General features: G+C 66.4%; 23 protein-coding genes. 3 read left to right on the forward strand and 20 right to left on the reverse strand.

Annotated elements, in window-relative coordinates; genetic code table 11:
• The first annotated feature begins 57 nt into the window (after window positions 1-57).
• Genes AB1Z25_RS20595 through AB1Z25_RS20605 form a run of 3 tightly spaced genes read left to right on the forward strand, consistent with a single transcriptional unit; the run spans window position 58 to window position 4390 of the window.
• Window positions 58-1830 carry an ABC transporter transmembrane domain-containing protein gene (locus AB1Z25_RS20595; protein WP_107800976.1) on the forward strand — a complete coding sequence of 591 codons (1773 nt, stop codon included), beginning with the start codon at window positions 58-60 and terminating at the stop codon, window positions 1828-1830.
• On the forward strand, window positions 1820-3577 hold the full coding sequence (locus AB1Z25_RS20600) for an ABC transporter ATP-binding protein (RefSeq protein WP_107800977.1): 1758 nt from the start codon (window positions 1820-1822) through the stop codon (window positions 3575-3577). Before AB1Z25_RS20595 ends, AB1Z25_RS20600 begins: the two co-directional genes overlap by 11 nt.
• A gap of 18 nt (window positions 3578-3595) precedes the next feature.
• Window positions 3596-4390 carry a TatD family hydrolase gene (locus AB1Z25_RS20605; RefSeq protein ID WP_107800978.1) on the forward strand — a complete coding sequence of 265 codons (795 nt, stop codon included), beginning with the start codon at window positions 3596-3598 and terminating at the stop codon, window positions 4388-4390.
• Between the two features lie 16 nt (window positions 4391-4406).
• Here AB1Z25_RS20605 and AB1Z25_RS20610 read toward each other — a convergent pair whose 3' ends face one another.
• The 20 genes from AB1Z25_RS20610 to AB1Z25_RS20705 form a co-directional block, all read right to left on the reverse strand.
• Window positions 4407-6038 (reverse strand): methyl-accepting chemotaxis protein, encoded by a 1632-nt coding sequence (locus tag AB1Z25_RS20610; RefSeq protein ID WP_107800979.1) that lies wholly within the window; start codon window positions 6036-6038, stop codon window positions 4407-4409.
• 202 nt (window positions 6039-6240) lie between these two features.
• Window positions 6241-6594 carry a DUF2069 domain-containing protein gene (locus AB1Z25_RS20615; protein WP_107800980.1) on the reverse strand — a complete coding sequence of 118 codons (354 nt, stop codon included), beginning with the start codon at window positions 6592-6594 and terminating at the stop codon, window positions 6241-6243.
• A complete protein-coding gene (gene tatC, locus AB1Z25_RS20620) occupies window positions 6591-7331 on the reverse strand; it encodes a twin-arginine translocase subunit TatC (protein ID WP_107802034.1) in 741 nt (246 codons plus the stop codon). Before tatC ends, AB1Z25_RS20615 begins: the two co-directional genes overlap by 4 nt.
• Before the next feature lie 72 nt (window positions 7332-7403).
• A complete protein-coding gene (tatB, locus tag AB1Z25_RS20625) occupies window positions 7404-7904 on the reverse strand; it encodes a Sec-independent protein translocase protein TatB (RefSeq protein ID WP_107800981.1) in 501 nt (166 codons plus the stop codon).
• Between the two features lie 14 nt (window positions 7905-7918).
• Window positions 7919-8128 carry a Sec-independent protein translocase subunit TatA gene (gene tatA / locus AB1Z25_RS20630; RefSeq protein ID WP_043589548.1) on the reverse strand — a complete coding sequence of 70 codons (210 nt, stop codon included), beginning with the start codon at window positions 8126-8128 and terminating at the stop codon, window positions 7919-7921.
• Window positions 8129-8200: 72 nt separating this feature from the next.
• Window positions 8201-8527, reverse strand: coding sequence for a histidine triad nucleotide-binding protein (locus AB1Z25_RS20635; RefSeq protein WP_107800982.1), 327 nt, complete (start codon window positions 8525-8527; stop codon window positions 8201-8203).
• Window positions 8528-8549: 22 nt separating this feature from the next.
• Window positions 8550-8876 (reverse strand): phosphoribosyl-ATP diphosphatase, encoded by a 327-nt coding sequence (locus tag AB1Z25_RS20640; protein ID WP_043589545.1) that lies wholly within the window; start codon window positions 8874-8876, stop codon window positions 8550-8552.
• A 124-nt stretch (window positions 8877-9000) separates the two neighbouring features.
• Window positions 9001-9393, reverse strand: coding sequence for a phosphoribosyl-AMP cyclohydrolase (gene hisI, locus AB1Z25_RS20645; RefSeq protein ID WP_107800983.1), 393 nt, complete (start codon window positions 9391-9393; stop codon window positions 9001-9003).
• Between the two features lie 118 nt (window positions 9394-9511).
• Window positions 9512-10276 (reverse strand): imidazole glycerol phosphate synthase subunit HisF, encoded by a 765-nt coding sequence (hisF, locus tag AB1Z25_RS20650; RefSeq protein ID WP_019103912.1) that lies wholly within the window; start codon window positions 10274-10276, stop codon window positions 9512-9514.
• 77 nt (window positions 10277-10353) lie between these two features.
• Entirely contained in the window at window positions 10354-11094 is a 741-nt protein-coding gene (gene hisA, locus AB1Z25_RS20655; RefSeq protein WP_107800984.1) for a 1-(5-phosphoribosyl)-5-[(5-phosphoribosylamino)methylideneamino]imidazole-4-carboxamide isomerase, read from the reverse strand.
• A gap of 20 nt (window positions 11095-11114) precedes the next feature.
• Window positions 11115-11756 carry an imidazole glycerol phosphate synthase subunit HisH gene (hisH, locus tag AB1Z25_RS20660; RefSeq protein WP_107802036.1) on the reverse strand — a complete coding sequence of 214 codons (642 nt, stop codon included), beginning with the start codon at window positions 11754-11756 and terminating at the stop codon, window positions 11115-11117.
• Window positions 11757-11838: 82 nt separating this feature from the next.
• Complete coding sequence (hisB, locus tag AB1Z25_RS20665) at window positions 11839-12432, reverse strand: imidazoleglycerol-phosphate dehydratase HisB (RefSeq protein WP_107800985.1); 594 nt, start codon at window positions 12430-12432, stop codon at window positions 11839-11841.
• A gap of 3 nt (window positions 12433-12435) precedes the next feature.
• Entirely contained in the window at window positions 12436-13506 is a 1071-nt protein-coding gene (gene hisC / locus AB1Z25_RS20670) for a histidinol-phosphate transaminase (RefSeq protein WP_337882520.1), read from the reverse strand.
• A 99-nt stretch (window positions 13507-13605) separates the two neighbouring features.
• Window positions 13606-14595 carry an ABC transporter substrate-binding protein gene (locus AB1Z25_RS20675; RefSeq protein ID WP_235085897.1) on the reverse strand — a complete coding sequence of 330 codons (990 nt, stop codon included), beginning with the start codon at window positions 14593-14595 and terminating at the stop codon, window positions 13606-13608.
• A gap of 60 nt (window positions 14596-14655) precedes the next feature.
• Window positions 14656-15948 (reverse strand): histidinol dehydrogenase, encoded by a 1293-nt coding sequence (gene hisD, locus AB1Z25_RS20680; protein WP_107800988.1) that lies wholly within the window; start codon window positions 15946-15948, stop codon window positions 14656-14658.
• Between the two features lie 10 nt (window positions 15949-15958).
• Window positions 15959-16600, reverse strand: coding sequence for an ATP phosphoribosyltransferase (gene hisG / locus AB1Z25_RS20685; protein ID WP_107800989.1), 642 nt, complete (start codon window positions 16598-16600; stop codon window positions 15959-15961).
• 55 nt (window positions 16601-16655) lie between these two features.
• On the reverse strand, window positions 16656-17372 hold the full coding sequence (locus AB1Z25_RS20690) for a flagellar brake protein (protein WP_227105543.1): 717 nt from the start codon (window positions 17370-17372) through the stop codon (window positions 16656-16658).
• 93 nt (window positions 17373-17465) lie between these two features.
• Window positions 17466-18053 (reverse strand): SCO family protein, encoded by a 588-nt coding sequence (locus AB1Z25_RS20695; RefSeq protein ID WP_227105544.1) that lies wholly within the window; start codon window positions 18051-18053, stop codon window positions 17466-17468.
• Window positions 18053-18952, reverse strand: coding sequence for a heme o synthase (locus AB1Z25_RS20700; protein WP_019102802.1), 900 nt, complete (start codon window positions 18950-18952; stop codon window positions 18053-18055). The genes AB1Z25_RS20695 and AB1Z25_RS20700 overlap by 1 nt, the downstream gene beginning before the upstream one ends.
• A gap of 26 nt (window positions 18953-18978) precedes the next feature.
• The gene (locus AB1Z25_RS20705) at window positions 18979-19995 is read right to left on the reverse strand and encodes a COX15/CtaA family protein (protein ID WP_486636074.1); all 1017 of its coding nucleotides are present in this window, start codon (window positions 19993-19995) and stop codon (window positions 18979-18981) included.
• Window positions 19996-20024 lie beyond the last annotated feature (29 nt).

Below are 20024 nucleotides of genomic sequence, written 5' to 3' on the forward strand. Positions count from 1 at the left end.
ATCGGATTCGGCATAGAATATTCGGCTCGCACCCAATCCGGATAATCCGCCCCCGCCATGTCACGCCCGTCCGCTCTCGCCCCCGGCGCCAGCCTGTCCGCGCTGCTGCGCGACTTCGTCCTCCGTCATTGGCCTTACTATCTGCGCGCGGCGCTGATGCTGGCCGCCGTGGCGGTGCTCACCGTGCTGATTCCGCGCCAGATCGGAGAAATCGTCGACCTGCTGGCCAAGGGCCAGCTCGGCGCCCCGCAACTCATGCGCGAGCTGGGCTGGCTGCTGCTCTTCGGCGTGGTGATCTATCTGCTGCGCGCCGGCTGGCGGCTGCAGCTCTTCGCCGCCGCCTACCAACTGGGCGTGGAATTGCGCACCCGGCTGTATCAGCGGCTGAGCCGCCAGGGGCCGGGCTTCTACCATCACCAGCGCACCGGCGATCTGATGGCGCGCGCCACCAACGATATCGACGCGGTGGAAATGGCCGCCGGCGAGGCGATGCTGGCCGGCTTCGACGGCAGCCTGACCCTGGTGATGGTGCTGGCGATGATGACCTTGGGCATAGACTGGCGGCTGGCCGCCGCCGCGCTGCTGCCCTTCCCGCTGATGGCCTTCGCCTTCTGGCGCATCACCCGCCGCGTGCACCAGGCCTGGGCCGGCTCGCTGCAAAGCTTCAGCCGGCTCAACGACCACGTGCAGGAAACGCTGAGCGGAGTGCGCACGCTGCGCACCCTGGGCCTGGAGGAACGCAATAGCCGCGAGCTGGCCGGCCTGGCCGCCTCCGCCGCCGACAACAGCCTGGAGGCGCAACGCTGGGAGGCGGCGTTCGAACCGGTGGTGGGGCTGACCCTGAGCACCGCGGCGGCGGCCACGCTGGGCATCGGCGGCTATCTGGTGTGGCAGCAGCAGCTGACCATAGGCGCGCTGACCAGCTTCAGCATGTATCTGGGCCAGCTGATCTGGCCGATGTTCGCCGCCGGCTGGGTGCTGTCGCTGCTGGAACGCGGCCGCGCCGGCTGGAACCGGCTGGAGCCGGTGCTGAGCGCGCCCGAGTCCGTGGACGACAGCGGCGTCAACGCCACGGAGCCGGCCGGCGAACTGCGCTGGCGCGACCTGAACTTCACTTATCCGGGGCAAAGCGCGCCGGCCTTGCGCGCGATCGATCTGCGCCTGGGCCGCGGCCAGACCCTGGGCATCGTCGGCCCCACCGGCAGCGGCAAATCCACGCTGCTGCGCCTGCTGCTGCGCCAGTACCCGCTGCCGGCCGGCAGCGTCAGCTGGAACGGCGTGCCGCTGGAGGAATACAAGATGGACGCCTTGCGCGCGGCGATCAGCTGGGTGCCGCAGGAGTCCTTTCTGTTCTCCGCCTCGGTGGCCGACAATATCGCGCTGACGCGCCCGGACGCCGCCGAACGCGAGATCGAACGCGTGGCGCGGCTGGCGGCGGTGCACGAGGACATCCTGCGCCTGGCCCAGGGCTACGCCACCCCGGTGGGCGAAAAAGGCGTGGCCTTGTCCGGCGGCCAGCGCCAACGGCTGGCCATCGCCCGCGCCTTGCTGGCGGACGCGCCGCTGCTGCTGCTGGACGACGCCTTGTCCGCGGTGGACACCCAGACCGAGACCCAGATTCTGCAACATCTGCGCGAGGCGCGCCGCGGCCGCAGCGTGATCATCGCCAGCCACCGGCTGTCGGCGGTGGCGGACGCCGACCACATCGTCGTGCTGCAGCACGGCGGCATCGCCGAAGCCGGCAGCCACGAGGCGCTGCTGCAATTGAACGGCTGGTACGCCAGCCAGTGGCGCTATCAACAACTGGAGGCCAGCCTGGATGAAATCTGATCAATCCGCGATCAACCGCAGCCGGGCGGTGGCCCTGCTGCGCCACTCCGCCGCGCCGGAAAAGCGCCATGTGCTGTGGGGCACGCTGTGGCTGATCGCCGCCGCGCTGATGGAGGCGCTGTCGCCGCTGCTGGGCAAGGTGTTCATCGACCGCTATCTGCTGCCGCGCGCGCCGCAATGGCTGGAAATGGGCCTGCTGCTGCTCGCCTGTCTGATGGCCGGCTACGCCGCGTCCAGCCTGCGCTATCTGCAGCTGGTGCGCCTGTCCGGCGTGGCGATGCGCTCGGTGCAAAGACTGCGCGAACAGGTTTACCGCCACGTGATCCGGCTGCCGATGGCCTTTTTCGACAAGGCGATCACCGGCCAGCTGGTCAGCCGCGTCACCAACGACACCGAATCAGTGAAGGCCTTGTACGTGCAGGTGCTGTTCGTGATGCTGGACAGCAGCATCGTGGTCATCGGGGTGATGGCGGCGATGGCCTGGCTGGACTGGCGGCTGATGCTGCTGGCGGCGCTGCTGCTGCCGGCGATGCTGGCCATCGTCTGGCTCTACCAGCGCTGGAGCGCGCCGTCGGTGACGCGCGCCCGCGCGCTGCGCAGCGACATCAACGCCCAGATGGCCGAGTCCATCTCCGGCATGAGCGTGTTGCAGGCCGCCAACGCCACCGGCCGCTTCGCCGCGCGTTTCGATCAGGCCAACCACAATTACTACCGGGCGCGGATCGCGGAGTTGAGCGCCAACGCCTGGCTATTGCGTCCGGCGCTGGACCTGCTGAAAGTGCTGTTGCTGGCCGGGGTGATCTACAGCTTCAGCCAGCGGCCGCTGGGCGCGCTGCAGATCGGCGTGCTCTACGCCTTCATCAGCTATATCGGCCGCATGGTGGACCCGCTGATCCAGATCACCATGCAGTTCAGCCAGCTGCAGCAGGCGGTGGTGGCGGCGGCGCGGGTGGACGCGCTGCTGCAGGAGCCGGCGGCGGCGGCCGGCCACGGCCAGGGCCGCATCGAGCGGGGCGCGGTCAGCTTCCGCCGGGTGAGCTTCGGCTATCAGCCTGAGCGGCCGGTATTGCCCGATCTTTCGCTGGAGATTCCGGCCGGCGGCTTCATCGGCATCGTCGGCCACACCGGCAGCGGCAAATCCACGCTGCTGTCGCTGCTGCTGCGCTTCTACGCGCCGCAAGGCGGCGAGATCCTGATCGACGAGCAGCCGCTGGCCGCCTTCGACGACGCCGCCTTCCGCGACGGCGTCGGCCTGGTGCCGCAGGAGCCCTTTCTGCTGGCCGCCAGCGCGCGCGACAATATCGCCATGGGCCGGCCGTTGACGCAGCAGCAGATCGAGGACGCCGCGCGCGCGGCCGGCGCGCACGATCTGATCCTGGCCCTGGAGCAGGGCTACGACACCGATATGGGCGAGAGCGGCTCGCGGCTGTCCAGCGGCCAGAAGCAGCTGATCGCCATCGCCCGCGCGCTGGCGGGCAAGCCGCGCATCCTGCTGCTGGACGAGGCCACCTCCCACATCGACAGCGAAACCGAACAACTGGTGCAAGGAGCGCTGGAACAGCTGCGCGGCCAGATCACCCTGATCTCCATCGCCCACCGGCTGTCCACCATCCGCGACGCCGACCGCATCATCGTGCTCAACCACGGCCAGATCGCCGAAACCGGCAATCACGAGGCCTTGATGACCGAGGGCGGCATCTACCAACGGCTATACTTGCTGCAGCAATTGCAGCCGGAAGCCGGCTGAGCGAACGACGAATCCGCCATGCACCGTTTCCCCGCCCTGCCCGCGCCCGGCGCGCTGATCGACACCCACTGCCATCTGGACGCGCCGGAATTGGCGCCCATGCTGTCCGCCGTGCTGGAGCGCGCGCGCGCCGCCGGCGTCGGCCAGATCCTGGTGCCGGCGGTGCGCGCCGACACCTTCGACGCGGCCGCCGCCATGCGCCGCGATCACGGCTGCTGGATAGGCTTCGGCCTGCATCCCATCTATCTGGAACGGCATCTGGACGAGCATCTGGAGCAGCTGGAGCGCGCGCTGCGCGAGCAGCGGCCGGAGGCGGTGGGAGAGATAGGCCTGGACTTCTATCTGCCGGAGCTGGATCCGGCGCGGCAGGAGGCCTTGTTCGTCGAACAGCTGAAGCTGGCGCGCAAATACGCGCTGCCGGTGGTGCTGCACGTGCGCCGATCAGTGGACCGCGTGCTCAAGCATCTGCGCGAGCAGCGCGTCGAGCGGGGCATCGCCCACGCCTTCAACGGCAGCCCGCAGCAAGCGGACGCGATGCTGCGCCAGGGCATGAAGCTGGGCTTCGGCGGCGCGATGACCTACTCCGGCTCCCAGCGCATCCGCCGGCTGGCGGCCACGCTGCCGCTGTCCGGCCTGGTGCTGGAAACCGACGCGCCGGACATCCGCCCCGAGTTCGCCCAGGACCGGCCCAACGAGCCGGCCCATCTGGCCGCCTTCAGCGCGCAGCTAGCCGAGCTGCGCGGCCTGCCGGAGACGGCGCTGCGCCAGGCCTTGTACCGCAATAGCCTGGAGGCGCTGGGCATCGCCGGCTGAGATGAAGCCCCTTCCCTCAGGTGCGGAAGCGCCTGAGATTGGAGTCCAGATCCACCGACAACTGCTGCAGCTCCTGCGATAGCTGGCTGGCCTGGCCAGAGGCCTTGGCGGTGCTCTCGTTCATCTGCGCCATCTGCTCCACATTGCCCGCCACCAGCTGGCTGGCGTGGCTTTGCTCCTTGATCGCGTTGGCGATGTCGGTGATGCGCTCCACCGAGTGCTGGGACAGCTGATGGATTTCACGCAGCGACTCGGCCACGCTGGAGGTGCTGCTGACGCCGCTCTCGATGCGGGCGTTGGCCTGCTGCATGCTCTGGTAGGCGCGCTGGGTATCGGTCTGCACCCCTTCGATATGGGTGGAAATCTCGGTGGTGGCCTGGCTGGTGCGCTCGGCCAGCTTGCGCACCTCGTCCGCCACCACCGCGAAGCCGCGGCCCATCTCCCCGGCCCGCGCCGCCTCGATCGCCGCGTTCAGCGCCAAGAGATTGGTCTGCTCGGCGATGTCGCGGATCACCCGCACGATGTCGCCGATATCGCTAGAACGCTGATTGAGCTGCCCCATCACCGTGGAGGTTTCGGTAATGCCGCTGGCGATCAGCTGGATCTCGCTGGCGGCTTTTTCCGCCAGGCCGTTGCCGCGATCCGCCTGCGCCATGGTCTGGCGCGCCTGGCCTTCCACATCGCGGGTATTGTCCGCCACCAGATTGATGCTGACCGACATCTGCTCGATCGCCGCCGCGCCGCTGGCGGCGGATTCCGCCTGATTGGCCGCGGCGCCGGACACCTGGGAGCTGACGTCCGCCATCTGCCCCGAAGCGCTGGCCAGTTGCGTGGCGTGGCCCTGGGCTTCCTGCACCAGCCGGCGCACGGTGCCGACCAGCGAGGCCAGCGATTCGCCGACGCTGCCCAGCTCATTGCGGCCGAAGTCCGGCAGTTCCAGGTTCAGATCGCAGGTTTGCGCCAGTTGCTGCGCGGAATCCCGCATCTGCAGCAAGGGCACGCGGATGGAGCGGATGATGTACCAGGACACCACCAGGCTGGCCAGCAGGCCGACCGCCACCGTGGCCAGCAACTGGCTGCGCACCGCGTCCGCGGAGGCATCGATCTGGCCGCGCAGCCCCGCCACCGCGTCGGAAGCGCCCTTGGCCAGTTTGGCCGAGACCTCTTCCATCTGGTGGATGCTGCCCTTGTACTGGCCAAACGCCTTGTTGGCGTCGCTGGTGCTGGCCAGTTCCTGCTTGTCCACCTTGGCGCCCACCGTCTTGAAGCCGTCGGCGTAGCTGTTGAGCAGCCCGTCCAGCGTCGTCAGCTGCTGGGCGGCGTCGCCGTTCAGCGGATGGGTGCCGGCGCTCTTGATCGCCGCGTGCGCGCCGTCCAGCGTCTTGCTCCATTTCCCGCTGTACTCGCTCCGCTTGGCGGCGTCGCCCAGATTGATGAAATAGTCCTTCTCGAAACGCCGCAGATTGCCCATATGCTGCTGCAACTCCACCACGTCGCGGTAAAAGGCCAGTTCATGAGTGCTGACATCCTCCACCCGGCTGGAAATGCTGCCCAACCCCATGAAGGCCAGCAAGCTGGTCACCGCCAGCGCCACCAGCAACAAGGCGAAACCCAGGGTGATCCGGGCCGCAATCGTCATATTCCGCATTTACACACTCCCCAACCAAACTATGTTTTTTTGGATTCCCGCCGATTCAAGTCCGCGGTTTCGCCGCGATGGTAAACCAAGCCGTTCACGGTTTTCACCGCATGACTCCGGCAAGTTTCACACTCTGCGCCCGGCATGCGCGGTGGACGCAAAAAAAGCCGTCAGCATGAGCTGACGGCTTCCTTTTGGCTGCGCGCAAGGTCTACTGCGGCTGACGCGACAACTTGAAGGTTCTGGCAAAGCCCAATACACAGACGAAGAATAGTCCGCTTAAGAAGATTTCGCCCCATGCAAGTTGTTGCGACAGACCGCGATCCGCCCAACCGCGCATCACGCCCTCGGTGAAATAAGCCAAGATGAACATGCTGGCCCATTGATAGGTGTACAGGCGCTGGGCCAGGATGCCGCGCAGCGGCAGCAGCAGCACCGCCGCCTTGAGCGCCAGTAGCGAGCCGCCCGGACGCAGCGGCGCCAGCCACAGCTCCCAGGCCAGGCACAGCAGGATCAGGGCGATCAGCGACGCCGACGCGCCGTAATGCCAGGCGTTTCGATTCATGAACCATCCTCCAGCAAAGGGCGCTCCTTCTTGCGGCCCAGGAACACCGCCAACAGAATGCCCGCCTCGTACAACAGCCACAGCGGCACCGCCAGCAGGGTTTGCGACAGCACGTCCGGCGGCGTGACGACGGCGGCCACCACGAAGGCGCCGACGATCACGTAAGGCCGGCCCTGGCGCAGTTTTTCCACCGACACCACGCCCATGCGCACCAGCAGGATCACCACCACCGGCACCTCGAAGGTGACGCCGAAGGCCATGAACATGCCGAGCACGAAGGACAGGTATTTATCGATGTCGGTCATCATGCTGACCCCGACCGGCGTCACCGCCGACATGAAGCCGAACACCACGGGGAAGACCAGGAAGTAGGCGAAAGCCATGCCGGTGAGGAACAGCAACAGACTGGCCACTACCAGGGGCAGCACCAGCCGTTTCTCATGGTGGTAGAGCCCGGGCGCGACAAAGGCCCAGATCTGGTACAGGGTATTGGGCAACGAGATCAGGAAGGCCACCAGCATGGTCACCTTGACCGGTACGAAGAACGGCGCGGTGACGTCGGTGGCGATCATGTTCGCCCCCTTAGGCAGCGCGTCCAGCAGCGGCTTGGCCAGCAGATGGTAGATGTCCCCGGACCAATGGAACAGGCCGAGAAACACCAGCGCGACGCCGAGCAGCGCCCGTACCAGACGGGTGCGCAACTCGATCAGATGCGCGAGCAAGGGTTGTTCATTCATGCGCGGGATGTCCAATGGATTCAGGAACGGCCGGAGCGGGCGCCAGTCCCGCCCGGCCGGGTGCGGCCAAGCTCAACGCGGCGATGGCGGATCGGCCGGCTGGGGAGCCGGCGCCGCCGGCGGCAAGTCGTCGAACAGGTCCAGCTGGTTCTCGTCCTTGACCGGCGCCGCCTCGGCCTGCGCCTCGACGTCGGCCGGAAGCGGGTCCAGCAGATCCGGCTGCAGGCCGCCGTGGATGAGATTGGCCGCCTCTTCCACCGGCGCGCGCGCCTCGTCCGCCAGGGAACGCAGTTCGGCGCTGTTCTGCTCCATCGCCTCGCGCACGCCCCGCACTTCGGAGTCGAGCTGGCCTTTGAACGACTGCGCCGCGTCCTCGATGTCCTGCCGCAATTCGTTCAGGCCGGTCAGATTGGCCTGCTGCTGGATGTCGGACTTCACCGTGGCCACGAAACGCTGGGCGCGGCCCACCAGCGCGCCCAGGGTGCGCGCCACCGTGGGCAGGCGCTCCGGCCCCAAGACCACCAGGGCCACCACGCCTATCAACAGGATTTCGCCAAAGCTGATTTCAAACACGCTTGAGCCGCGCCTTATTTCTTGTCGGCGTCGCCGTCGATGATGCGGCCGGTTTCAGCCGGCTTGTCCTTGGCGGCCTTGTCGTTCTCGCCGTTCATGCCTTCCTTGAAGCCTTTGACCGCGCCGCCCAGATCTTCACCGATATTGCGCAGTTTCTTGGTGCCGAACACCAGCACCACGATCAGCAATACCACCAGCCAGTGCCAGATGCTGAAAGAACCCATGATTCACTTCCTTATCAAATCGAATTAGTACGCGGAGGCCGCCCGGCCTCCCGCTTCGGGCCCGCGGGCCGATCAGTTATTCTTGTGGCCGAACACATGCACGTGCAGGTGGAACACTTCCTGCCCGCCGCCGCGGCCGGTGTTGATGCCGGTCTTGAAGCCGCCCTCCAGGCCCTGCTCGCGCGCCAGCTTGGGCGCCAGGGTCAGCATCTTGCCCAGCACCGCCTCGTGCTCGGGGCCGCAATGGGCCAGCGAATCCACGTGCAGCTTGGGAATCAGCATGAAATGCACGGGAGCGATCGGACGGATGTCGTGGAAGGCCAGCACATCGTCGTCTTCGTAGATTTTATTGGCCGGAATCTGCCCGGCCACGATTTTGCAGAAGATGCAGTCTGTCATTATTGTCGGCTCTCGCTCAATCTTAAGGGGTGGGGGCGCGGGAGGCCTTTTCATCCAGGCCGGAAATACCCTCGCGCCGCTTCAACTCCATCAGCACGTCCTCGGGCCGCAGGCCATGATAGGTCAGCAACACCATGCTGTGGAACCACAGGTCGGCCACTTCGCGCACCAGATGCAGCTTGTCCTTGTCCTTGGAGGCCATCAGCGTTTCCGCCGCCTCCTCCGCCACTTTCTTCAGAATGGCGTCCTCGCCCTTGTGAAACAGGGACGCCACATAGGAAGACTGGGAACTGGCCTCGCGCCGCGCTTCCAGCGTGTCCGCGATGGTTTTCAGCACATCCTGGCTCATGTCGCTATTCCTTTACGCCGCAACCCCGGCAAGTATATGTCGTTCCGATGGCAAAACGATAACAATCGCCTTGCCGGCAGCCATTCTAACGGCCAGCCGCCGCAAGGCGTTGACCGCGCGCAAGTCAGGCCTTGCCGTAGATGGCGCCCGGGTCCTTCAAGACCGCGTCCACCACTTCCCAATCTTGCCGCGCCGGATCGAAGCGGCGGTAGAAGCAGCTTTCGCGGCCGGTATGGCAGGCGATGCCGCCGGCCTGCTCGATCTGCATCACCACCACGTCGCCGTCGCAGTCCAGCCGCAACTCCTTGACGCTTTGCAGGTGGCCGGAGTCCTCGCCCTTCTTCCACAGCTTGCCGCGCGAGCGGCTCCAGTAATGGGCTACGCCGGTTTCAGCGGTCAGGGCCAGGCTGTCGCGATTCATCCACGCCACCATCAGCACCCGGCCGCTGGCGGCATCCTGGGCGATGGCGGCGACCAGGCCCTTGTCGTCCCATTTGACTTCATCCAACCAATTCATGGCTCACCTTTAGAAGGCCGCGCGCCTTGGCTATGAGTGGCGGCGCGGCAAATGATTCAGCGCGGCGCCCGCTTCGCCTCAAATTAAGACGCCGGCAAGAGTGTCGATCGGAAAGCGCTCACAGCCGCACTTCGATGCCGGCGTCCCGCATCGCCTGCTTGGCCTCCGCCACCGTGTGCTCGCCGAAATGGAAAATGCTGGCGGCCAGCACCGCGTCAGCCTTGCCCAGTTTGACCCCGTCCACCAGGTGCTGCAGCGTACCCACGCCGCCGGAGGCGATCACCGGAATGTCCACCGCTTCCGACACTGCGCGCGTCAGCTCCAGATTGAAGCCTATCTTGGTGCCGTCGCGGTCCATGCTGGTCAGCAGGATTTCGCCCGCCCCCAGTTGCTGCATCTGACGCGCCCACGCCACCGCGTCGATGCCGGTGCGCGTGCGGCCGCCGTGGGTGAACACCTCCCAGCGGTCGTTCTCCGGCGTCACCGCCTTGGCGTCCACCGCCACCACAACGCACTGGCTGCCGAAGCGATCGGCCGCCTCGCTCACCAGCTGCGGCCGGGTCACCGCCGCGGTGTTGATGCTGACCTTGTCCGCGCCGGCGCTGAGCAGGCGGCGGATGTCCGCCACTTCCCGCACGCCGCCGCCCACGGTCAGCGGAATGAACACCTGCTCCGCCACCGATTCGATCACGTGCAGAATGATGTCGCGCTGGTCCGAGCTGGCGGTGATATCGAGGAAGGTCAGTTCGTCCGCGCCCTGCTCGTTATAGCGGCGGGCGATTTCCACCGGGTCGCCGGCATCGCGCAGACCCAGGAAGTTGACGCCTTTGACGACGCGACCGGCGGTCACGTCCAGACAGGGGATGATGCGTTTGGCAAGCATATGGGGTCCGGCAAACGGCCAACCGGCCCGAACAGTGCGTACGGGCCGGCATGGCTTGATAAGTCGAGAACAGGCTCTCAGTCCGACAATTCGTCGGCCAGCGTCTGCGCGGCGGCGAAATCGATGCCGCCCTCGTAAATCGCGCGGCCGGTGATCGCGCCTTCGACGCCCTCGTCCTTCACCGCGCACAAGGCGCGGATGTCGTCGAGATTGCTCAGGCCGCCGGAGGCGATCACCGGGATGGTCAGCGCCTGCGCCAGCTTGACGGTGGCGTCGATGTTGACGCCGTTCATCATGCCGTCGCGGCCGATGTCGGTGTAGATCACCGAATTGACGCCGTAGTCCTGGAAGCGTTTGGCCAGATCGATCACCTTGTGGTTGGTGACCTTGGCCCAGCCGTCTATCGCCACCATGCCGTCCTTGGCGTCCAGGCCGACGATGACCTGGCCGGGGAAGGCGTCGCAGGCATCGTGCAGGAAGCCCGGGGTCTTGACCGCGGCGGTGCCGATGATCACGTAGGCCAGGCCCATGTCCAGGTACTTCTCTATGGTGTCCAGATCACGGATGCCGCCGCCCAATTGCACGGGGATTTCATTGCCGACTTCGCCCAGAATATCGCGGATCACCGCCAGATTCTTGGGCTTGCCGGCGAAGGCGCCGTTGAGGTCGACCAGATGCAGGCGGCGAGCGCCCTGATCGCGCCAATGGGCGGCGACTTGCACGGGGTCGTCGGAGAAAACGGTGGCATCGTCCATCACGCCCTGTTTCAGGCGTACGCATTGACCGTCTTTCAGGTCTATCGCGGGTATGAGCAGCATGGTGCTAAATCAAACGTGAGTTAAACACTGCCATCCCAGGCCAGGAAGTTCTTCATCATCTGAAGGCCGGCCCGGTGGCTCTTTTCGGTGTGGAACTGGCTTGCGAAAATGTTCTCACGACCGACAATACAGGAAAACCGCTCAGGGTATTCACTTTCCGCCAACGTCAGGCCCGCATCGGCCGGCGCAAAGTGGTAACTATGCACAAAATAGAACCGCTCGCCGTCGGCGATGCCGGCGAACAAGGGATGGACCCGCGTCTGGAACACCTGGTTCCAGCCCATGTGCGGCACTTTCAAACGCTCGCCCTCGGCGTCGCGCAGCCCGGCGGCAAAACGCGCCACCTTGCCGGGGAACAGGCCCAGGCCTTGAGTCGGCCCCTCCTCGCTTTCCTCGAACAATAGCTGCGCGCCGACGCAGATGCCAAAAAACGGCTTGTTCTTGGTGCTTTCCCTTATCGCCTCGGCCAGCCCGTGCTGGTTCAGCTCGCGCATGCAGTCCGGCATCGCGCCCTGCCCGGGGAAGATCACCTTGTCCGCCTTGAGCACGGCTTCCGGCTCGCTGGTGAGGAAGATGTCCGCGCCGATGTCGTTGACGGCCTGCGCCGACTTGAGCACCGAATGCAGGTTGCCCATGCCGTAATCCACTACTGCAACTTTAATCGCCATCCTGCAAGCTCGCTTCGGGGTGTGGCGGCGCTCCGGCCAAATGCGGCCAGAGCCCTGAAAAAACGGCGCGCCCGACTTATGCGGTCAGCGTGCCCTTGGTGGACGGCGTCTGTCCGGCCATGCGTTCGTCCGCCTCACAGGCCATGCGCAAGGCGCGGCCGAAGGCCTTGAAGATGGTCTCGGCCTGGTGATGGCTGTTGACGCCGCGCAGATTGTCTATGTGCAGCGTGACCATGCTGTGATTGACGAAACCGTGGAAGAACTCGGAAAACAGGTCGACGTCGAACTGGCCGATGCTGGCGCGGGTGTATTCGACCTGGTATACCAGGCCCGGACGGCCGGACAGGTCGATCACCACCCGGCTCAGCGCCTCGTCCAGCGGCACATAGGCGTGGCCGTAGCGGCGGATGCCCTTCTTGTCGCCTATCGCCTTGGCGAAGGCCTGGCCCAGGGTGATGCCGATGTCTTCCACCGTGTGATGGGCGTCGATATGCAGATCGCCGTGGGCGACCACGTCCAGATCGATCAGGCCGTGGCGGGCGATCTGGTCCATCATGTGATCGAGAAAGGGCACGCCGGTTTCAAAGCGGCCTACGCCGGCGCCGTCCAGATTCAGGCTGACGGTGATCTGGGTTTCCAGGGTATTGCGGGTAACGGTTGCGGTTCTCATGGCTCAGGCGAAGTAAGCGTCCAGGGCCGCCAACATGGCGTCGTTTTCCTGCGGCGCGCCCACGGTCAGGCGCAGGCATCGCTCCAGCAAGGGGTGGCTGCCGTGCAGTTGCTTGATCAGGATGCCGCTGGCCTTGAAATGCTGGTACAAGGCCGGCGCGTCCGGCACCCGGATGGTGATGAAATTGGCTTCCGACGGGAAGGCTTCGATGGCGGCGTGGCGCGCCAGCCCGGCGGCCAGCCGGCCGCGTTCCTCGCACAGTTCCGCGGCCTGGCGGTTGAACACCTCGATATGACGCAGCGAGAAGCGCGCGGCGGCCTGGGTCAGCACATTGACGTTGTACGGCGGGCGCACCTTGTCCAGCTCCCGGATCCAGTCGGCGGGGCCGGCGGCGTAACCCAGGCGGATGCCGGCCAGGCCCAGCTTGGACAGCGTGCGCATCACGATCAGATTGTCGCGCAGGCCGGCCAGATTCATGAAGCTGTCGCTGGCGAAAGCCTGATAGGCCTCGTCCACCACCACCAGGCCGGGCGCGGCCTCGCAGATCGCTTCCACCTCGGCGCGGGCGAAGCGAGGGCCGGTCGGGTTGTTGGGGTAGGACACGAACACCACCGCCGGCTGATGCTCGGCGATGGCCGCCAGCGTCGCCGGCAGGTCCAGGCTGAAATCGGAACGCAGCGGCACGCCGACGTAGTCCAGGCCGGAGAATAGCGCGTTCATCTTGTACATCACGAAGGACGGCTCCAGCGCCAACAGCTTGGCGCCGGGACGGGCCAGCGCCTGCGCCACCAGGGTGATCAGCTCGTCGGAGCCGTTGCCCAGCAGCACTTCGGCTGGCTCCGGGATGGAAAACGCCTGCTTCAGCTGGGCTTTCAGCGTGCCGCCGGACGGGTCCGGATAACGGTTGACGGCGACGTCGGCCAGCGTCCGCGCCAACTCCTGGCGCAGCTCGGCCGGCAGCGGCCACGGATTCTCCATGGCGTCCAGCTTGATGTAGCCGTCGGCGGAGGCTACCGGGTAGGCGCTGATGGCGGCGATCTCATCGCGCACCAGCTGTCGGACGGACTTTTTCATGACTTCGCAATCGGCCTGGCGGCCAACAAAAGCCCCGCGGGCGGAGCCGTGTTATCGGAAAAGACGAAAAGCTATAGTAGCGTGTTCATTCGCTTTCAGCTACTCGACCCAATTCGCCCGTTCCCGCAGCCGCGCCGGCAGCTCTATGCGGTCTCGCGCCAGGCCTTCGCGGCTGAAAACATAGCGGCCTTCCGACGGCGTCACCGGGAACAGGCTGGCCACCGGCTTGCCGTGGAACAACACTTGCTCGGCCAGCTTGGCCGCCTCGCGGCCCTGCTCGTAGCCGGACAGCACCAGGCCGCCGGCGGCCTTGTCCTTGCCCACGGCGAAATCCCAGAACGCGAACAGCGGCAGCTTGGCGTGGGCGGCGGTCCAGCGCAGCACTTCATCGCCGGGCACCACCTTGCCGCCGGCGTCGCGCAGGGTGAAGTAAAGGCCGACCCAGACCGCCTGATAGCGGCCGGCGGCGCCCAGCACCCGCCGCTGCCAGTCCGCGTAGGAGCCGGTCAAGGCCAGGTCGACGTGGATATTGGCCAGCAGCATGGTGTCGCGGCCGACGAAGGTCTCGTCGCGGATGATGCGCGAGGTGAGATCGTCGTCGAACAGCACCAGCGCGCTGCGCAGGCCTTTGACGGTTTTGCCCAATTCGAAGACGCTGCGCAGAATCAACGGCCGCTCCAGCACGCCGCTGACGCCCGACGCCGCGCCCGGGAAGTAATTGCGCGGATTGTTGTTGATGCCCAGATAGATCACCGGGACGCCCCGCTGGGCCAGCTTGCTGCCCACTCTTTGCAAGGCGGCGTCGTCGCCGACGATGACGAGCTCAGGTTTTATTTTCGCCGCCATCGCCAGCGCTTCGTCGGCGCGCGCCTGATGCTGGGCCGGCGGCAGACGCTTGGTGTCCATCGCGTAATAGCTCAGCTGCGCGCGCTTGCCCAGGCGCTCCTGCAGGGCGCGGCGGTAATCCTGATCCCAGGGGTAGTCGCTGTGATAGCTCTCCACCACCAGCACCCGCGGTTGCGCCCCTGCCGCCGCGGACAAGAAAAAGGCCAGACAGAGTCCGGCCATGATGCGTTTCAGCCCAGCCATCGCCTTCTCCGGTTACCTATCCAGATTAAGCGATGAAGCGGCGTTTCGCCTCCAGCGGCGCTAGGCGTCCAGCCTCAGCTCCGCCGCGCGCGCATGCGCGCTCAGGCCTTCGCCGTGGGCCAGCAGGCTGGCGACCTGGCCCAGCGTCTGCGCGCCGGCCTGGGACACCCGGATCAGGCTGCTGCGCTTCTGGAAGTCGTACACGCCCAGCGGGCTGGCGAAACGCGCGGTGCGGCTGGTGGGCAGCACGTGGTTGGGGCCGGCGCAATAATCGCCCAGGCTCTCCGAAGTGAAACGGCCCATGAAGATGGCGCCGGCGTGACGGATCAACGGCAACAGCTCGTCCGGATGGGCCACCGACAATTCCAGATGCTCGGGCGCGATGTAGTTGGCGATCTCACAGGCTTGCGCCAGATCGCCGACCTGGATCAGCGCGCCGCGATTGCCGAGGCTGGCCTCGATGATGGCGCGGCGCGGCATCTGCGGCAGCAGTCTGGCGATGCTGGCCTCGACCTGGGCGATATAGTCCGCCGACGGGCACAGCAGGATGGCCTGGGCGATTTCGTCGTGCTCGGCCTGGCTGAACAAATCCATGGCCACCCAGTCCGGCGGGGTGTCGCCGTCGCAGATCACCAGGATTTCGGACGGGCCGGCCACCATGTCGATGCCCACCACGCCGAAGACCCGGCGCTTGGCCGCGGCGACGTAGGCGTTGCCCGGGCCGGTGATCTTGTCGACCTGGGGCACGGTCTCGGTGCCGTAGGCCAAGGCCGCCACCGCCTGGGCGCCGCCGCAGGTGAACACTTTATCCACGCCGGCGATGTAGGCGGCGGCCAGCACCAGGTCGTTGCGCTCGCCGTCCGGCGTCGGCACCACCATGATGATTTCGCCGACGCCGGCCACCTTGGCCGGCATCGCGTTCATCAACACCGAGCTGGGATAGGCGGCCTTGCCGCCCGGCACGTAGATGCCGACGCGGTCCAGCGGCGTCACCTGCTGGCCCAGCAAGGTGCCGTCCTCGTCCTGATAACTCCAGGAATGCGCCAGTTGCTTCTCGTGATAGCGGCGCACCCGTTCCGCCGCGGTGCTCAGCGCGTGGCGCACCGGATCGCTCAGCCGGTGGAAGGCGGCTTCCAGTTGCTCGCGCGACAGCGTCAGATCGGCCATCGAGACCGCGCGCATGCGGTCGAAGCGGTTGGTGTAGTCGATCACCGCGGCGTCGCCGCGCGCCTTGACGTCGTCGCAGATGGCGGCGACGGCGGCGTCGACGGCCGGGTCCTGCGCGGTTTCAAAGGCCAACAGCGCCTGCAGGCGGGCGGTGAAATCGGCTTGGGAAGAGGACAGTTTCAGCATGGAGCGGACCTCAGGCCGGCACGGCGCCGGCGAATGCGTCCAGCACCGGCTGGATCACGTCGTGTTTGAGCTTGAGCGCGGCCTGGTTGACCACCAGCCGCGAACTGATGTCGACGATGTGTTCGACCGCGACCAGATCGTTGGCGCGCAGCGTGCCGCCGGTGGAGACCAGGTCCACGATGGCGTCGGCCAGGCCGACCAGCGGCGCCAGCTCCATCGAACCGTAGAGCTTGATGATGTCCACATGCACGCCCTTGCGGGCGAAATGCTCGCGCGCGATCTGCGGATACTTGGTGGCGATCTTCAGGCGCGCGCCGCGGCGCACCGCGGCCTCGTAGTCGAAGCCGTTCTGCACCGCCACCATCATATTGCATTTGGCGATATTGAGATCCAGCGGCTGGTACAGGCCGGCGCCGCCGTGCTCGATCAGCACGTCGCGGCCGGCGATGCCCAGATCGGCGGCGCCGTACTGGACATAGGTCGGCACGTCGGACGCGCGCACGATCACCAGCCGCACGCCCGGATGGTTGGTGCCGATGATCAGTTTGCGTGAGGCTTCCGGGTCCTCCGCCGGCAAAATGCCGGCGGCGGCCAGCAGGGGCAGGGTCTCTTCAAAGATGCGCCCTTTGGACAGGGCAATAGTCAGCTTCATGATGTCTTGCGGCAAGGATGACGAAATCGAGGTTAAGGCGAAGCGGCGCGCGGATTCAGCCGACCAGCGCGCGGCGTTCGCGCTCCAGCAGGCCGACGTAGCGCTGGATCAGCGTCTCCATCGCCGGCGTCAGCCCCAGGTAGGAGCAACCGATGCGCACGGCCTCGTTGCCGTTGCGCAGCTTGGCGGCCAGCCGGTGACGGACTTCCAGCCCGATATGCAGCCCGCCCAGCGGTTTCAGGTCCAGCGTGCAGCGCTGGTATTGCTGGCCGATGTCGAAGCCGGGCGTGGCCGGCTGCGGCAGCCACATGCTGACGCCGCCCAGGCTGACGTCGAACAAGGCCAGGTCGATGGGCTTGTGCGGGTAATCGGCCACATGGCACATCACCGGGCTGGCCGCCGGGGTCTGGATGCGGAAGAATTCGCGGCGCTGCAGCTTGATCACCTGCTCGGGCAGATCCGCCTGGAAGGCGGGCTGGCCCTCCCAGTCTATGCGGCGCACCTGGCCGGTGACGAACTGGGTCTTGACGCCCTCCGGCGAGCAGACGAAGACATTGCGCTCGCTGGCCAGCAGATGTTCATTGGTCTCCGGGTCCGCGCCCCAGTCGAACACCAGCGTGCCCGCCTTGTGGTCCACCTCCAGGAAACGAGTCAGGATGAAGGTTTTTCCCTTATTGGAAAACACCGTCACCATGTGGCCGTTCTTGGCGATGCCGGCCAGATGATGGGCGATCTCCACCGACGTGGACAGCGTGTATTTGGCGAGGTCCAACGATGGTTGCGAGCCGGATGTTGCGCCAGCGTTATGGTCGTTGCTCACTTTGATCCGACTTTCATGTCTGCGTCAGTTTCCGATACGCCAAGTTTAGCGTAACAACTGGCCAATATCATGAGCCAAGCTCGCCGACGGCGTGCCATAGGCCTCAAACACTCGCAAACGGCCCTGTTTATCCAACAGATAGGAGCCGGCGCTGTGGTCCACGCTATAGCCGCCGCCCGGCTGGCTCACCCGCTGGGCGACGACCTTGTATTGATTCTTGATCTGCTCGACCTCGCCGGCCGTGCCGGTCAGGCCGACGAAGCTTCGATTGAAATGCGGCACATAGCCGGCCAACACCTGCGGCGTGTCGCGTTCCGGGTCTATGCTGACGAACAGCACCTGCACCTGGCTGGCCTGCTCGCCCAGCTGCTTCACCGCCGCCGCGTATTCCAGCATGGTGGTGGGGCAGACGTCCGGGCAATGGGTGTAGCCGAAGAACAGCGCCACCACCTTGCCCTGGTATTGGGACAGGCTGCGGCGCTGGCCTTGGTGGTCGGTCAGCGTGAAATCGCCGCCTATCGACGCGCCGGCGACGTCGGTGCCTTTCAAATCCAGCTTGGGTTCATTCGGCGAGCACGCGGCCAGCCACAACGGCAGCAGCAGCCAGCCGGCGAGTTTTATCAATTTGCGCATCAGGAAACGGGTATCAGCCAGTAATGGTCTATCAGCAGGGCCGCGAACAGCCAGGTCAGATACCAGATCGACCAAGCGAAGGCGCGGCGGGCCAGAGCGTCAGCATACTGGCGATGCAGGCGCACGGCAAGGAAGAGCAGCCGCGCGTCCAGCGCCAGCGCCGCCAGCAGATAGAGCCAGCCGGCCGCGCCCATCGCCACCGGCAACAGGGTGATGGCCGACAACAGCAGCGAGTACAGCAAGATGGACAGCGTGGTGAAACGCTGGCCGTGGGTCACCGGCAGCATGGGCAGCCCGGCGCGGGCGTAATCGTCGCGGCGGTACAGCGCCAGCGCCCAGAAATGCGGCGGCGTCCAGGCGTAGATGATCAGGAACAGCACCAGCGCGAACGCGTGCACCTCCCCGGTCATCGCCGCCCAGCCCAGCACCGGCGGCATCGCGCCGCTGGCGCCGCCGATCACGATGTTCTGCGGCGTATTGGGCTTGAGCAGCAGGGTGTAGACGATGGCGTAGCCGACGAAGGTGGCCAGCGTCAGCCAGGCGGTCAAGGCGTTGACCAGGCCGGCCAGCAAGGCCATGCCGATGCCGCCGGCGGTCAGCGCGATGATCAGGGTCTCGGCCGCGCCGGCCTCGCCGCGGGCGGTGGCGCGCCAGGCGGTGCGGCGCATATTGGCGTCCACCGTGCGCTCCACCAGGCAATTGATCATCGCCGCCGCGCCGGCCACCAGCGCGATGCCGGCGGTGGCCGGCAACAGGCGCGCCGGATCCGGCCAGCCCGGCCCCGCCAGAAACATGCCGATCACCGCGCAGAACACGATCAGCCCCACCACCCGGGGCTTGGCCAGTTGCATCAAGGCGACCGCGTGCTGGCGCGCCTGCTGAAGCTCCGCTGCGTTCATGTTTTTTCCCCCTCAGGATGCGGCGCTCAAACCCATTCGCGATGGTTTTTGGAAAGACGGGGCAAAGGCCCGACCGGCCGCGCCTGCGCAGCGCGCGCCGGCCTCAGCCGCAGCGCCAGCAGGCTGCTGATCAGCAGCAGACAGGCGGCGCCGGCGTTGTGCAGCACCGCCACCGGCAAGGGCAGCGCCAGCAACACATTGGCGACGCCCAGCCCGATCTGCAGCGACAGCGCCGCCAGCAAGCAACACAGGTGGCCGCGCAGCGCCGGCAGCCGCCAGCCGGCGCGCGCCGCGCTCAGGCACAAGACGGTCACCAGGGCGGCGCCCAGCCGGTGCAGCCAATGCACCGCCACCAGATTGCCCACCGCCAGCGGGCTGCCGTCCGGCGCCTCGCCCAAGGCGCGGAACAGATGGAAAGCGTGTTCGAAGCGCATCTGCGGCCACCATTCGCCATTGCAGGCGGGAAAGCCCTGACAGGCCAGCGCGGCGTAGTTGGTGGACACCCAGCCGCCCAGGGCCAATTGCAAAGCCACCACCAGCGCCAGAGCGCGCGTCAGCCAGCTCAACGACGCCGGCGCGTCCACCGGAGCGAGCCGCGGCGACAGCGCCAGCCAGGCCAGCAGCAGCAGCACCGACACGCCCCCGATAAGGTGCAGGGTGACGATGGCCGGCTTGAGCAACAAGGTCACCGTCCACATGCCCAGCAAGCCCTGGAGCAGCACCACCGCCAACAGCGTCCCGGCGACCCGGCGGTGGCGTTTCCGCCGCCACGCCTGCCAGCCGATGGCGACGATCAGCGCGCCGAGCGCGCCGGCCAGATAGCGATGGCTCATTTCCTTCCAGGCCTTGCCCAGGCTGACCGGGCCGTCCGGGCTCTGGGCTTGCTGTTGCTGAATGCGTTCCGCGGCGTGATGCGGGGAGATCTGGCCGTAACAGCCCGGCCAGTCCGGACAGCCCAGCCCGGCGTCGGACAGGCGCACATAAGCGCCGAAAGGCACGACCACGCATGCCAGGATGAATGCCAGCCAGATCAGTCGCCTCATGCTGCTCTCCCCTTGTCGAGCGGCCAAGA

Source organism: Chromobacterium sp. HL1 (assembly GCF_057418835.1).

Bases quoted from the DNA above. Each gene is read 5' to 3' on its own strand.
- AB1Z25_RS20615 (WP_107800980.1), bottom strand. From the start codon at position 6,594: ATGAATCGAAACGCCTGGCATTACGGCGCGTCGGCGTCGCTGATCGCC.
- hisF (WP_019103912.1), bottom strand. From the start codon at position 10,276: ATGCTTGCCAAACGCATCATCCCCTGTCTGGACGTGACCGCCGGTCGC.
- hisI (WP_107800983.1), bottom strand. From the start codon at position 9,393: ATGAATTGGTTGGATGAAGTCAAATGGGACGACAAGGGCCTGGTCGCC.
- AB1Z25_RS20600 (WP_107800977.1), top strand. From the start codon at position 1,820: ATGAAATCTGATCAATCCGCGATCAACCGCAGCCGGGCGGTGGCCCTG.
- AB1Z25_RS20640 (WP_043589545.1), bottom strand. From the start codon at position 8,876: ATGAGCCAGGATGTGCTGAAAACCATCGCGGACACGCTGGAAGCGCGG.
- AB1Z25_RS20695 (WP_227105544.1), bottom strand. From the start codon at position 18,053: ATGCGCAAATTGATAAAACTCGCCGGCTGGCTGCTGCTGCCGTTGTGG.
- AB1Z25_RS20610 (WP_107800979.1), bottom strand. From the start codon at position 6,038: ATGCGGAATATGACGATTGCGGCCCGGATCACCCTGGGTTTCGCCTTG.
- tatC (WP_107802034.1), bottom strand. From the start codon at position 7,331: ATGAATGAACAACCCTTGCTCGCGCATCTGATCGAGTTGCGCACCCGT.
- AB1Z25_RS20605 (WP_107800978.1), top strand. From the start codon at position 3,596: ATGCACCGTTTCCCCGCCCTGCCCGCGCCCGGCGCGCTGATCGACACC.
- hisG (WP_107800989.1), bottom strand. From the start codon at position 16,600: ATGAAGCTGACTATTGCCCTGTCCAAAGGGCGCATCTTTGAAGAGACC.
- AB1Z25_RS20595 (WP_107800976.1), top strand. From the start codon at position 58: ATGTCACGCCCGTCCGCTCTCGCCCCCGGCGCCAGCCTGTCCGCGCTG.
- AB1Z25_RS20635 (WP_107800982.1), bottom strand. From the start codon at position 8,527: ATGACAGACTGCATCTTCTGCAAAATCGTGGCCGGGCAGATTCCGGCC.
- tatA (WP_043589548.1), bottom strand. From the start codon at position 8,128: ATGGGTTCTTTCAGCATCTGGCACTGGCTGGTGGTATTGCTGATCGTG.
- hisD (WP_107800988.1), bottom strand. From the start codon at position 15,948: ATGCTGAAACTGTCCTCTTCCCAAGCCGATTTCACCGCCCGCCTGCAG.
- AB1Z25_RS20675 (WP_235085897.1), bottom strand. From the start codon at position 14,595: ATGGCTGGGCTGAAACGCATCATGGCCGGACTCTGTCTGGCCTTTTTC.
- hisA (WP_107800984.1), bottom strand. From the start codon at position 11,094: ATGCTGCTCATACCCGCGATAGACCTGAAAGACGGTCAATGCGTACGC.
- hisC (WP_337882520.1), bottom strand. From the start codon at position 13,506: ATGAAAAAGTCCGTCCGACAGCTGGTGCGCGATGAGATCGCCGCCATC.
- hisB (WP_107800985.1), bottom strand. From the start codon at position 12,432: ATGAGAACCGCAACCGTTACCCGCAATACCCTGGAAACCCAGATCACC.
- AB1Z25_RS20705 (WP_486636074.1), bottom strand. From the start codon at position 19,995: ATGAGGCGACTGATCTGGCTGGCATTCATCCTGGCATGCGTGGTCGTG.
- AB1Z25_RS20700 (WP_019102802.1), bottom strand. From the start codon at position 18,952: ATGAACGCAGCGGAGCTTCAGCAGGCGCGCCAGCACGCGGTCGCCTTG.